This window comes from Pseudomonas sp. Y5-11 (assembly GCF_022368695.1).
In the GTDB taxonomy this organism is placed as follows: domain Bacteria; phylum Pseudomonadota; class Gammaproteobacteria; order Pseudomonadales; family Pseudomonadaceae; genus Aquipseudomonas; species Aquipseudomonas parakoreensis.
The window spans coordinates 3,702,690-3,714,915 of the sequence record NZ_CP058974.1 but is presented as its reverse complement, the minus strand read 5'-3'; the positions used below and the strand labels follow the sequence as shown (position 1 = coordinate 3,714,915).

Here is a 12,226-nt window from a genome sequence, read left to right as displayed (position 1 = left end):
GCGATCTTTTGATCTTTGGTTTCTAGCGAATCTGATGTTTGTGCAGCAGGCGATAAAACGTTGGCCGGGAGACCCCAAGCACTTTCGCTGCGACGCTGAGGTTGTCGCTGTGCCGGTTCAATACATCGCACAAGGCCTGGCGTTCGGCCCGGGTCTTGTAGTCTTCAAGCGTGCCCATCGGCGTGGAGACTGAGTGCTGACTGATCAACCCCAGATCCCGGGCTTCAATTTGCCGCCCCTCCGCCAGCACCAGACCCCGTCGCACGCGGTTGGCCAGCTCGCGCACATTACCCGGCCAGTCGTGCTTGCCCATGGCGATCAACGCATCCTCGCTGAAGCTGCGTGGACGGCGGCCGGTTTCATGGCTGTAGAAATGAGAAAAGTGGTTGGCCAGCATCGACAGATCACCGTGTCGCTCGCGTAATGGCGCGGTTACCACTTGCAGCACATTGAGGCGGTAATACAGGTCTTCGCGAAAGCGTTTTTTCTCGATGGCGGCTTCCAGGTCGACGTGGGTGGCCGCGAGGACGCGCACATCCACCGGAATCGGCTGGCTGCCACCGACACGCTCAATGTGTTTCTCCTGCAGGAAACGCAGCAGATTGGCCTGCAATTCCAGCGGCAAATCGCCGATTTCATCGAGAAACAGCGTGCCACCGTTGGCCGCTTCGATGCGCCCGACCTTGCGCTGATGGGCACCGGTAAAGGCACCTTTTTCGTGGCCAAACAGTTCGGACTGAATCAAGTGTTCGGGAATCGCCCCGCAATTGATCGCCACAAACGGCTTGCTGTGGCGCTGGGACTGGCGGTGCAGCGTGCGCGCGACCAGTTCTTTGCCGGTACCGCTTTCACCGCGGATCAATACCGGGGACTCGGTCGGCGCCAGTTTGCTCAACAGTTTTCGCAGCTCGCGGATCGGCTTGCTGTCGCCGAGCAACTCGTGTTCCGGCTGATCGACGTGAATCGCGCCTTGTCCACGCAAACGCGCCATGCCGAACGCGCGCCCAAGGGTCACCTGGACCCGCGAGACATCGAACGGCAATGTATGGAAATCGAAAAACCATTCGCAGACGAAGTCGCCAACGTTCTGCAACCGCAGGACCTCCTGATTCAGCACCGCGATCCACTCGGTGCCGCTGCGGCTGATCAGTTCCTTGACGGCTTCCGGGCGCTCGAGGTGAAAGGGTTGCAATCTGAGCAGGCCGACGTCGCATGGCCGATCGGCGGCATTTTCCAGGGTACAGCTGTCGACATCCCAGCCCACCGCGCGCAATCCGGGTAACAGGCGGTGACAGTCGTCACAGGGGTCGACTACCAATAAACGTCGTAACGCTGGCGCTTCGATCATGACTGTTCCTTGGCGCCAAATTTGAGGAAATTATTGTAAAAACAGTCATTTGGCAGACCCGACTGTAACATTAGCAAGAAATTGACAGGGGCTTGTATCGATTGCTTATAGGCGTACAAGCTAAAGAGTTATAAGAAGCCGGGTTATTAGTTAGCTATCGAGTTGCGCTCTTTCGCCAGGCTTTTAAAAACTGTCGAAATCCTGAGCATTAGCAATAAAGTTGAAATTTCTCCGTTTCGTGTGTGACCTGCTTCGGGGTTGCGTGCATCAGTACAAGTAACCAGCCGAACGGTAAGCCCAACCGACGGCACATCACTTGATTGGGCACGACAGAGAGAAGACCCCATGACCGCCCCGCTCCGTATCAACGAAGCTCTTTTGATTGCCAACCACGCATTTAAACCTTTCCAGTGCGTGGCCTGGGCCCCACAAGACGGCAACGGCGAACTGAACCTGACCGTCATCGACCGTACCAACTCGCATATCGGCCGCAAGCAGATTCCAAGCAGCGCTTACTCCGACCCGGCGCAACTGGAACAACTGCTGCAGCAGGCACGCGCCGAACTGAGCGAAGAAGGTTACCTGTTGCAATCGTGGTCGATGCCGCACTGATCAGAAGGTAATGCGGACGACATCCAGTCGTCCGCCCTGCTCTTTTTATTTATCTGTTGCTGTTTATCTCCAGTACGTTTGTACAACTTTCTTTAAAGCGTCAGGCGACACTGCTTGGCAGGCTTTCATTTGGTTCAAAAAGACACTGTTCTGGCACAGTGCGACCCTCCACCTGTTAGTTATGTCAGTTGTACTTCGGCGTATTCAGGGATTGAATGTTTCGCTCATGCAGTTACCCGCCCGATTCGGGCCTGGTCACTTGCAAGGAGAAGCATGCATGTCCCCCGAGAACGCCGTTGCGCTCCCGCCGTCAAAGACTCACGCCGGGCAACTCGACAGAGATTTTGCCCACTCCGGCATTGCCCAAGTGTATTTCGCCGGCAGCGTGTCGAGCATGACTCAAGGCCTGGCCCTCGATCCACAAGGCCGGGTGTTGGTGGCTGCCAAGATTGGCACTGCCGCAGGCAGCCGTTTCGGGTTGGCGCGAATGCTTCCCGACGGTTCTGCCGATCTCGGCTTCGGCGCTCAAGGCAGCGTGATCGGCGAATTCGCCCCCGGATTCGAAGCCATGGGTGCCAAGGTGCAAGTGTTGCCAGACGGACGCATTCTGCTGGCCGGCCTGCATTATGAGAACGCTCACCGTACCCTGCCCGCCTGCGCCCGATTCACGGCTGACGGCTTGCCTGACCCATCGTTTGGCGACAATGGTCGACAAGTCGTGCGCCTGCCGGGCGACCTGTCCGTCGGGTCTCGGGATAGCTGGCTTCCGCCCGGAGTGCCGGGGGCCGAAGCGTGCGACTTCGCGGTGCAGGACGACGGGCACATTCTGCTGATTGCCAATCACCACTTCGAATTGGCCGACCATGCCGGCATGCTGATTCGTCTGACTCCAGACGGCACCCTCGATCCCGGCTTCAATGGCCGTGGATTCGTGATGATCCGCCACCTGCTGCTCAACACCTGGCTCAACTGCCTGCTGCTGCAAGAGGATGGGCGCATCATCGTTGCCGGCGCCATCGACTTTCCTCAGGAAGGTCTGGTGGCACGTTATCTGCCCGACGGACGTCTGGATGAGCGCTTTGCGGTGGACGGTTTCCTCGCCTTCAAGGCCCACGGACAAAGCGCGATGGTCAGTCAGGTGCTGCATTCGATGGAGCATCTGCATTGCTTTGGCAGCAGCCGCGACCCGATCCGCTGCATGGCGCTGAGCCTGCACCCCAACGGTCGCCCGGAGTTGCGCAACCATGCCGGCCACCCGCATCTGCTGGAGATCGGCCCCAGTGGCTGCCAGTGGAGCGCGGCGCAGTGCATGACCGATGGCCGCATCATTGCGGTGGGCGCGACGATTGGCGGTATCGAGGCCGATTTCATCGTCGCGCGCTACCTGCCCGACGGCCAACTCGACTGCGAGTTCGGTAACGGCCACGGCTGGTTGCGCACGCGACTGGGACGCAGCCTGGATATCGCCAACTCACTGGCGGTGCAGGCCGATGGACACATCCTGGTCGGCGGCTATTCTCTGGACGGCAACTACCGGGCCATGATTGCCCGCTATCTGAATCAATAATCCCCCGAGACTTGAACTTGCCAGTCACTTGCGGCACTTTGCGCGCTTCTTAATACAAGGAGCAACCGATGTCCGGTTCACTGGCCCAGGCCTTCGCGCATAATTTCCTCGGGCACTCGCCCCGCTGGTACAAGGCGAGCATCGTCGGCTTCCTGATCCTCAATGCCGTGGTGCTATTTACCGTCGGCCCGGTCGCCGCTGGCTGGCTGCTGGTGATCGAATTCATTTTCACACTGGCCATGGCCCTCAAGTGCTATCCGTTGATGCCCGGCGGCTTGTTGTTGATTGAAGCCCTGCTGCTGAAGATGACCACGCCGCAGGCGCTATACGATGAGTTGGTGCACAACTTCCCGGTGATCCTGTTGCTGATGTTCATGGTCGCCGGCATTTACTTCATGAAGGATCTGCTGCTGTTTCTGTTCTCGCGGCTGCTGCTGGGCGTACGCTCCAAGGCGATTCTGGCGCTGATGTTCTGCTTCCTCTCGGCGTTTCTGTCGGCGTTTCTCGATGCCCTGACTGTGACGGCGGTGATCATCAGCGCCGCCGTCGGCTTCTATTCGGTTTACCACCGTGTGGCCTCGGGCAACGATCCGCGTCAGGAAAGCGAGTTCAGCGACGACCGACACTTGCCGGTGCTGCACCATGACGACCTGGAACAGTTTCGGGCGTTTCTGCGCAGCCTGCTAATGCATGGCGCTGTGGGCACCGCACTCGGTGGCGTCTGCACCTTGGTGGGCGAACCGCAGAACCTGTTGATCGGCCATGAGATGGGTTGGCACTTCGCGGCATTTTTCCAGAAAGTCGCGCCGGTCTCGTTGCCGGTGCTGGTGGCCGGGCTGGCGACCTGCGTACTGCTGGAAAAACTGCGCTGGTTTGGCTATGGCACCCTGCTGCCGGACAACGTCCGCGCCGTGCTGGCCAATTACGCCGCCGAAGATGACGCCGAACGCACTCCACGTCAGCGTGCCGCGCTGCTGGTGCAAGGCACTGCTGCGTTGATTCTGATTGGCTGCCTGGCGTTTCACGTTGCCGAGGTTGGCTTGATCGGCCTGATGGTGATCGTGTTGATCACCGCGTTTACCGGCATCACCGACGAACACCGTCTGGGCAACGCATTCAAGGACGCCATGCCGTTCACCGCGTTGCTGGTGGTGTTTTTTGCCGTGGTGGCAGTGATTCACGATCAACAACTGTTCGCGCCGCTGATCCAGTGGGTGCTGGCACTGCCGGCGGAGCAACAGCCGGGCATGCTGTTCATTGCCAACGGTCTGCTCTCGGCGATCAGCGATAACGTGTTCGTCGCCACGATCTACATCACCGAAGTGAAACAGGCTTTCCTGTCCGGGCACATGAGCCGCGAGCATTTCGAGACGCTGGCCATCGCGATCAACACCGGCACCAACCTGCCGAGCGTGGCGACGCCAAACGGTCAGGCTGCGTTCCTGTTCCTGCTGACCTCGGCGATTGCCCCGCTGGTACGCCTGTCGTACGGGCGGATGGTGTGGATGGCATTGCCATACACCGTGGTGATGGGCTTGCTGGGCTGGTACGCTGTCAGCTACTGGCTCTGACAACAACCTCATGCAGGAGCTGCCGAAGGCTGCGATCTGTCGATCTTGCTGCATAAAAAAACAAGATCAAAAGATCGCTGCCTGCGGCAGCTCCTACAAATGTTACTTGAGGATGTACTTCTCGATCGCCAGGGCTACGCCATCTTGGGTGTTTGGCGCAGTCACCACATCAGCCTGACGCTTCACTGCCTCTTCCGCCTGCCCCATGGCTATCGACAATCCCGCGCAATGGAACATCGCCGGGTCGTTACCGCCATCGCCAATCGCCGCCGTCTGCTCCAGCGGGATGCCCAGATGCGCAGCAATCGTCGACAGCGCGGTGCCCTTGTTGGCCTCCAGCGCCGTCACGTCCAGATAAACCGGTTGCGAACGCGAGACCTGAGCCATGCCGTTGACCTTGGGCAGCAGGCGCGCCTCAAGTTCAATCAGCAAATCCGTGTTGTTGCTGGTCGCGACGATCTTGTCGATGCGCTCCAGATACGGCTCGAAACTCTCGACCACCACCGGCGGATAACCGAGGCCGTGCTGTTCGCGCGGCACCATCGGCCCGTGCGGATCCTTGAGCAGCCAGTCGCCACCGCTGAACACCCAGATTTCCACTTCCGGCTGGTCGGCGAACAACGCCAAAGCAATCAACGCCGTCGGCACCGGCAGGTAATGCGCCACCAACACGCTGCCGTCCGGATTGACGATGGTGCCGCCATTGAACGCGGCGGTCGGCAGGTCGACCCCCAAGGCTTCGATCTGCTGCAACATGGCCTTGGGTGGGCGTCCGGTGGCCAGGCTGAACAACACACCCGCCTCGCGCAGCGAACGCACTGCATCAATGGTGCGCTGACTCAGGCTGTGATCGGGCAGCAACAGCGTGCCGTCCATGTCACTCAATAAAAAACGGATCGACTCCCTCATCCCAGGCCATGCCAGACGCGACCATCGCGAGTCAGCAGATCGTTGGCAGCTTGTGGACCGTCTTCCCCGGCGGCGTATGTCTGGACGCTCGCGTCCTGCTGCCAGGCATCAAGGAACGGTTGCACTGCGCGCCAGCCGTTCTCGATGTTGTCGGCGCGCTGGAACAGCGTCTGGTCGCCGGTCAGGCAGTCGTAGATCAGCGTTTCGTAACCGGTGGATGGCTGCATTTCGAAGAAATCCTTGTACGCGAACCCCAGCTCGATGTTGGCCATGTTCAACGCCGGCCCCGGCCGTTTGGCCAGCAGGTCGAACCACATGCCTTCGTTGGGCTGGATCTGGATACGCAGATACGTCGGCTGCAGTTCATCGACTTCGGTGTCGCGGAACTGCGCATACGGCGCCGGTTTGAAGCAGATGACGATTTCGGTGTCGCGCACGCTCATGCGTTTGCCGGTGCGCAGGTAGAACGGCACGCCAACCCAGCGCCAGTTGTCGATCATGACTTTCAACGCGACGTAGGTTTCGGTGTTGCTGTCAGGCGACACGTTGGCTTCCTGGCGATAGCCATTCAACGCTTTGCCATCGACTTCGCCGGCGCTGTATTGACCGCGTACCGAATTGGCCCGTGCCTCTTCGACGCTCCACGGGCGGATCGCGCCGACCACTTTGGCCTTTTCACCGCGCACGGCGTCAGCGCCAAACGCAGCCGGCGGCTCCATGGCAACCATCGCCAACAACTGGAACAGATGGTTGGGCACCATGTCGCGCAGCGCACCGGTGTGTTCGTAAAAACTGCCACGGGTTTCAACGCCGACGGTTTCCGCGGCGGTGATTTGCACGTGGTCGATGTAATGGTTGTTCCAGAACGCTTCGAACAAGCTGTTGGAGAACCGGCTGACCAGAATGTTCTGCACGGTTTCCTTGCCCAGATAATGGTCGATCCGATAGATCTGTTTCTCGGACATGACCTTGAGCAGGCAGGCGTTCAAGGCTTCGGCAGTGTGCAGGTCGGAACCGAACGGTTTCTCGATCACCACCCTTCTGAACGCTTCGGGGGTTTCTTCCAGCAGTTTGGCGGCGCCGAGGCGGCGTACCACTTCACTGAAAAAACGTGGCGCGGTGGCCAGGTAGAACACCGCGTTGCCCGTGCCACTGTCGGCGATTTTTGCCGCCAGCGCGGAATAGGTGCTGTCATCCAGGAAATCGCCCTGGACGTAGCTGATACCTTTGGCGAGCTTGGCCCACAAGGCCGGATCAAGCATCTGATCGCCCTTGCCGACCTTCGCCGCCACTTCGGTACGGATGAAGTCTTCGAGTTTTTGCGCGAAGGCCTCATCGGTAATGGCGTTGTGGTCAACGCCGACGATCCGCAGATTCTCGTCAAGCAAGCCGTCGCGACTGAGGTTGTACAGCGCCGGCATCAGCAAGCGCTTGACCAGGTCGCCGTGGGCACCGAACAAAAATAGCGTGGTCGGTGGTGCGGGTTCTGCCTTGGATTTTCTGCGGATCGTTTGGGTCATTTCTTCGGTGTCTCCACGTGGCCGCCGAAGCCGAAGCGCTGGGCCGAGAGGATCTTGTCGCCAAAGGTGCCCTGGCCACGCGAGCGGTAGCGCGAGAACAGCGAGTTCGACAGCACCGGAACCGGCACCGCTTGCTCCATGGCCGCTTCGATGGTCCATTGACCTTCGCCGCTGTCCGCCACCGAACCGGAAAATCCGTCGAGCTTCGGATCGCTGGCCAGCGCGTCGGCGGTCAGGTCGAGCAGCCAAGAGGATACGACGCTGCCACGACGCCAGACTTCAGCGATGTCGGCCACGTTCAGGTCGAAACGCTGATCTTCCGGCAGGCGCTCGCTGGATTTGGTCTTGAGGATGTCGAAGCCCTCGGCGAAGGCAGCCATCATGCCGTACTCGATGCCGTTGTGAATCATCTTCACGAAGTGCCCGGCACCGGCGGGACCGGCGTGGATGTAGCCGTGCTCGGCGCGGTGATCCTCGGACTTGCGGTCCTTGGTGCGCGGAATCTCGCCCATGCCCGGCGCCAGAGCGGCGAACAGCGGGTCGAGACGGTTCACGGTCTCGGCATCACCGCCGATCATCATGCAGTAACCGCGCTCCAGGCCCCAGACGCCGCCGGAGGTGCCAACGTCGATGTAGTGCAGACCTTTTTCGGCGAGGGTCTTGGCCCGGCGAATGTCATCCTTATAGTTGGTGTTGCCGCCATCGATGATGGTGTCGCCGGCTTCCAGCAAATCGCTCAGGGTGTTGATGGTGTCTTCGGTCGGCGCACCGGCCGGCAGCATGACCCACACGGCACGTGGCTTGGCCAGGCCAGCGACCAGCGCAGGCAGATCGGCAACGCCCGTGGCGCCCTCGGCGGCCAGGGTGTCGACAAAGGCGGTATTGCGGTCGTAAACAACGGTGGTGTGACCGTTGAGCATCAGACGCCGCGCAATATTGCCGCCCATGCGGCCCAGTCCAATAATCCCGAGTTGCATGTGCTGATGCTCCTTACTACAAATAAAATGTGTGTCATTGGTTATAGCCCAACGCGACTAATGGAGGTTAGTCCAGAGCGTCGGGCCGAAGTTTCCGGGCATTGTGCCCGATCCAGACTGATAACGCCCCGAATCATGCCGAAGACACACCGACCATGAAAAATAAAAAAGTTCCATTCACGGGCAAAAGAAATCAAAATTGGCGCCGATAGCAGATCTGTAGCCCGGCACCGGGACAATCTGCAGTTGAGACACGCCATTTGCGAGGTGAGCAATGGGCACAGTACACACAGCAATGCCGCCACAAACCCTGTATGTCACGATCCGTCGCGATGAATTGCGCCAGTTGAAGGACGAGCGCGACCAGTTGAAGCAGGAGCTGGCGCAATTGCGCTCGCTGACCCAGGGCGCTCAGCCCAAACCTCTGCCGGTTGTCCAGCGTCAACCGCACGCCTGACCTGCCCCGCCAGCATCGGGAACGGCGCCTGTCGTTCCCGTCATGATCCGCTCCCGCCAGCAATCAGCAACTAACGAAGTTTTCACATTGCGTTCGTGATACTCGCGCCCATTCTGGCCGTGCGTTTGCGCGCGGCTTCCGTTCGTCGGTTTGATGTAGTGTTCCGGCGGTGGTTAGTGACGATGAGCTGGAGTGCTGAATGGCATTGTTCAAACGCAGCAAAACGACTGCGACAGGTTTCGACTGGGCCGGGGTTCTCTGGCTCTTTGCTTTTTTCTGGTACTTCTCGGGCATCACCCAACTGTTGATCCAACTGACCGGCACCTCCGGTTTCAGCGGTTTCCGTCAGGCCTTCGTGATGAGTGCGCTGTGGCTCGCCCCGATGCTGGCGTTTCCCAAACGCACCAAACTGCTGGCTGCGCTGATCGGTATCGTCCTGTGGGCCTGTTCCATGGCCAGTCTGGGCTACTTCTTCATCTATCAGCAGGAGTTCTCGCAAAGCGTCATCTTCATCATGTTCGAGTCGAACGTGTCGGAAGCCGGCGAGTACATGACCCAGTACTTTGCCTGGTGGATGATCCCGGCGTTCCTCGCGCATACCGCTTTCGCCTACTTTCTCTGGACACGCCTGCGCCCGGTGTACATGCCCCGTGGCCGCGCCTACGTTGCGGCGCTGGCAATCCTGATTGCCGTGGTCGGCTATCCGCTGATCAAGCAGACCCAGCGCACCGGCAGTTTCGCCGGCGGCTTCGAGAAGTTCGAAGACCGCATCGAGCCGGCGGTGCCTTGGCAAATGGCCGTGGCTTACCACCGATACCTCGACACTCTGGCCGGCATGCAGGACATGCTGCACAGTGCAAGCAAGGTTCCGCCGCTGCATAACCTCAAGGCTGCCGACGCGGATAAACCGTCGACGCTGGTGCTGGTGATCGGCGAATCGACCAACCGCCAGCGTATGAGCCTGTATGGCTATGGCCGCAAGACCACGCCGGAACTGGACAAACTCAAGGATCAGCTCGCGGTGTTCGACAACGTCATCACTCCGCGCCCGTATACCATTGAGGCGTTGCAGCAGGTGCTGACCTTCGCCGACGAAGAAAATCCGGACTTGTACCTGTCCACGCCGTCACTGGTCAGCATGATGAAACAGGCCGGCTACAAGACCTTCTGGATCACCAACCAGCAGACCATGACCAAGCGCAACACCATGCTCACGACCTTCTCCGAACAGGCCGACGAGCAGGTGTACCTGAACAACAACCGCAACCAGAACGCCGCGCAGTACGACGGTGACGTGATTGAGCCGTTCAACAAGGCGCTGAGCGACCCGGCGCAGCGCAAGTTGATCGTCGTGCATCTGCTCGGCACGCACATGAGCTATCAGTACCGCTATCCGCCGACCTTCGACAAGTTCCAGGACCGTACCGGCGTGCCGGCCGGTGTGCGTGACGATCAGGTGCCGACCTACAACAGCTACGACAACGCCGTGCTGTACAACGATTTCGTGGTATCGAGCCTGATCAAGGACTACGCCAAGTCCGATCCGAATGGTTTCCTGCTGTACCTCTCCGACCACGGTGAAGATGTGTTTGACTCGGTCGGCCACAACACCCTCGGCCGTAACGAGAACAAACCGACGGCACCGATGTACACCATCCCGTTCATGGCCTGGGCATCGCCGAAATGGCGCGAGAACCATGACTGGAACTTTGCCGCCGACCTGAGCCGGCCGTACAGCAGCTCGCATCTGATCCACACTTGGGCAGACATGGCCGGTTTGAGTTTCGATGAACTGGACCGCAGCAAGAGCCTGGTCAGCGACAGCTTCAAACCGCGTCCGCTGATGATCGGCAACCCGTACGAACGCGAGCAGCGCGCCCTGATCGACTTCAGCCTGATGAAGCCGAAGAAGGTCGAACCCACCGCAGCGAATGTCGTGCAGCAGTAACCGCCTGGAAGGCGCCGGTTTCGAGAGATCGCAATCGGAGTAACGCATAAAGAAAAAGCTCCGTATCGCAAGATACGGAGCTTTTTTCGTTCTGGGCGGACCGGTTGCCCGTTTGCCCGGGGCCCTGCAGTGCCGCCTGAAGGGAATCGGGGCAGCGAGCAAGCATGCCCGCACCCTCCCCCGTTAAAAAGCAGCCAGCACGCTCAGAAGGCGTCAGCCAATCGCGCCGCCAGGCCCAAGGTTTTTTCCAGCACAAAAACAAACGCCCCGAACAAGTCGGGGCGTTTGTGGGTGCATTCGCCTGGGTGCTTTCACACCCTTCGCGTTGCAGATCCGGCGCGATCAGTAAGCCTTGCCGGTCTTGTAGAAGTTCTCGAAGCAGAAGTTGGTCGCTTCGATGTAGCCTTCAGCGCCACCGCAGTCAAAACGCTTGCCCTTGAACTTGTAGGCCATGACGCAGCCATTCTGGGCTTGCTTCATCAGGGCGTCGGTGATCTGGATTTCACCGCCCTTGCCTGGCTCGGTCTGCTCGATCAGGTCGAAGATGTCCGGCGTCAGGATGTAACGACCAATGATCGCCAGGTTCGACGGTGCGTCTTCCGGCTTTGGCTTCTCGACCATGCTGTGTACGCGGTAGATGTCGTCGCGGATCATCTCGCCGGCGATCACGCCGTACTTGCTGGTTTCCTGCGGGTCGACTTCCTGAATGGCGATGATCGAACAGCGGAACTGCTTGTACAGCTTGACCATCTGGGTCAGTACGCCGTCGCCTTCGAGGTTGACGCACAGGTCGTCCGCCAGTACCACAGCGAAGGGTTCGTCACCGATCAGCGGGCGACCGGTGAGGATCGCGTGGCCCAGACCTTTCATTTCGGTCTGACGGGTATAGGAGAACGAGCACTCATCGAGCAGCTTGCGGATGCCGACCAGGTATTTTTCCTTGTCGGTGCCCTTGATCTGGTTTTCCAGCTCATAGCTGATGTCGAAGTGGTCTTCCAGAGCGCGCTTGCCACGACCGGTCACGATCGAGATTTCAGTCAGGCCAGCGTCCAGAGCTTCTTCAACGCCGTACTGGATCAGTGGCTTGTTTACCACCGGCAGCATTTCTTTGGGCATGGCTTTAGTCGCTGGCAGGAAGCGAGTACCGTAACCGGCTGCTGGGAACAAGCATTTCTTGATCATATAAGTCCTTGAAAGGGCTGTGTGTACGAGTTTCGGCGCAGTCTAATCAGGCGGCGTGCACCTTACAATGCCCCGCACTGGCTAACCGATGCCAACATAGAGAAATATTCTCGCCGATAGTTCCGTTGGCAACTT

10 protein-coding genes are annotated in these 12,226 nt (G+C 59.4%); 5 read left to right on the top strand and 5 right to left on the bottom strand.

Going from position 1 to position 12,226, the window contains the following annotated elements:
• Positions 1 to 22: 22 nt before the first annotated feature.
• Positions 23 to 1,348: a sigma-54 dependent transcriptional regulator gene (locus HXW87_RS16370; RefSeq protein ID WP_239776644.1), complete on the bottom strand. Its 1,326-nt coding sequence runs from the start codon at positions 1,346 to 1,348 to the stop codon at positions 23 to 25.
• A 345-nt stretch (positions 1,349 to 1,693) separates the two neighbouring features.
• Here HXW87_RS16370 and HXW87_RS16365 point away from each other — a divergent pair, with 345 nt between their 5' ends.
• The 3 genes from HXW87_RS16365 (at position 1,694) to nhaB (ending at position 5,098) form a co-directional block, all read left to right on the top strand.
• Positions 1,694 to 1,960, top strand: coding sequence for a hypothetical protein (locus HXW87_RS16365; RefSeq protein WP_041064446.1), 267 nt, complete (start codon positions 1,694 to 1,696; stop codon positions 1,958 to 1,960).
• Between the two features lie 277 nt (positions 1,961 to 2,237).
• A complete protein-coding gene (locus tag HXW87_RS16360) occupies positions 2,238 to 3,527 on the top strand; it encodes a hypothetical protein (protein ID WP_239776643.1) in 1,290 nt (429 codons plus the stop codon).
• Between the two features lie 68 nt (positions 3,528 to 3,595).
• A complete protein-coding gene (nhaB, locus tag HXW87_RS16355) occupies positions 3,596 to 5,098 on the top strand; it encodes a sodium/proton antiporter NhaB (RefSeq protein ID WP_047294739.1) in 1,503 nt (500 codons plus the stop codon).
• A gap of 102 nt (positions 5,099 to 5,200) precedes the next feature.
• Here the strand turns inward: nhaB and HXW87_RS16350 are convergent, their stop codons facing one another.
• From HXW87_RS16350 to gnd, 3 genes are read right to left on the bottom strand one after another with little or no spacing between them, the layout of a single operon-like run.
• Entirely contained in the window at positions 5,201 to 6,007 is an 807-nt protein-coding gene (locus tag HXW87_RS16350) for an HAD family hydrolase (RefSeq protein WP_239776641.1), read from the bottom strand.
• Positions 6,004 to 7,527 (bottom strand): glucose-6-phosphate dehydrogenase, encoded by a 1,524-nt coding sequence (gene zwf / locus HXW87_RS16345; protein ID WP_182401349.1) that lies wholly within the window; start codon positions 7,525 to 7,527, stop codon positions 6,004 to 6,006. Before zwf ends, HXW87_RS16350 begins: the two co-directional genes overlap by 4 nt.
• A complete protein-coding gene (gene gnd, locus HXW87_RS16340) occupies positions 7,524 to 8,504 on the bottom strand; it encodes a phosphogluconate dehydrogenase (NAD(+)-dependent, decarboxylating) (RefSeq protein ID WP_041064453.1) in 981 nt (326 codons plus the stop codon). Before gnd ends, zwf begins: the two co-directional genes overlap by 4 nt.
• A gap of 274 nt (positions 8,505 to 8,778) precedes the next feature.
• On the opposite strand from gnd, the gene HXW87_RS16335 reads away from it, so the two are divergent.
• Positions 8,779 to 8,961, top strand: a complete 183-nt coding sequence (locus tag HXW87_RS16335; RefSeq protein WP_041064455.1) for a DUF6026 family protein — start codon at positions 8,779 to 8,781, stop codon at positions 8,959 to 8,961.
• 199 nt (positions 8,962 to 9,160) lie between these two features.
• Entirely contained in the window at positions 9,161 to 10,909 is a 1,749-nt protein-coding gene (locus HXW87_RS16330; RefSeq protein WP_182401352.1) for a phosphoethanolamine transferase CptA, read from the top strand.
• A gap of 342 nt (positions 10,910 to 11,251) precedes the next feature.
• Here HXW87_RS16330 and galU read toward each other — a convergent pair whose 3' ends face one another.
• A complete protein-coding gene (gene galU, locus HXW87_RS16325) occupies positions 11,252 to 12,091 on the bottom strand; it encodes a UTP--glucose-1-phosphate uridylyltransferase GalU (RefSeq protein ID WP_007912230.1) in 840 nt (279 codons plus the stop codon).
• Positions 12,092 to 12,226: the final 135 nt, after the last annotated feature.

Excerpts from the sequence above, each read along its gene's own strand:
- HXW87_RS16335 (WP_041064455.1), top strand. The coding sequence starts at position 8,779 with ATGGGCACAGTACACACAGCAATGCCGCCACAAACCCTGTATGTCACG.
- HXW87_RS16370 (WP_239776644.1), bottom strand. The coding sequence starts at position 1,348 with ATGATCGAAGCGCCAGCGTTACGACGTTTATTGGTAGTCGACCCCTGT.
- HXW87_RS16360 (WP_239776643.1), top strand. The coding sequence starts at position 2,238 with ATGTCCCCCGAGAACGCCGTTGCGCTCCCGCCGTCAAAGACTCACGCC.
- HXW87_RS16365 (WP_041064446.1), top strand. The coding sequence starts at position 1,694 with ATGACCGCCCCGCTCCGTATCAACGAAGCTCTTTTGATTGCCAACCAC.
- HXW87_RS16330 (WP_182401352.1), top strand. The coding sequence starts at position 9,161 with ATGGCATTGTTCAAACGCAGCAAAACGACTGCGACAGGTTTCGACTGG.
- HXW87_RS16350 (WP_239776641.1), bottom strand. The coding sequence starts at position 6,007 with ATGAGGGAGTCGATCCGTTTTTTATTGAGTGACATGGACGGCACGCTG.
- gnd (WP_041064453.1), bottom strand. The coding sequence starts at position 8,504 with ATGCAACTCGGGATTATTGGACTGGGCCGCATGGGCGGCAATATTGCG.
- galU (WP_007912230.1), bottom strand. The coding sequence starts at position 12,091 with ATGATCAAGAAATGCTTGTTCCCAGCAGCCGGTTACGGTACTCGCTTC.
- nhaB (WP_047294739.1), top strand. The coding sequence starts at position 3,596 with ATGTCCGGTTCACTGGCCCAGGCCTTCGCGCATAATTTCCTCGGGCAC.
- zwf (WP_182401349.1), bottom strand. The coding sequence starts at position 7,527 with ATGACCCAAACGATCCGCAGAAAATCCAAGGCAGAACCCGCACCACCG.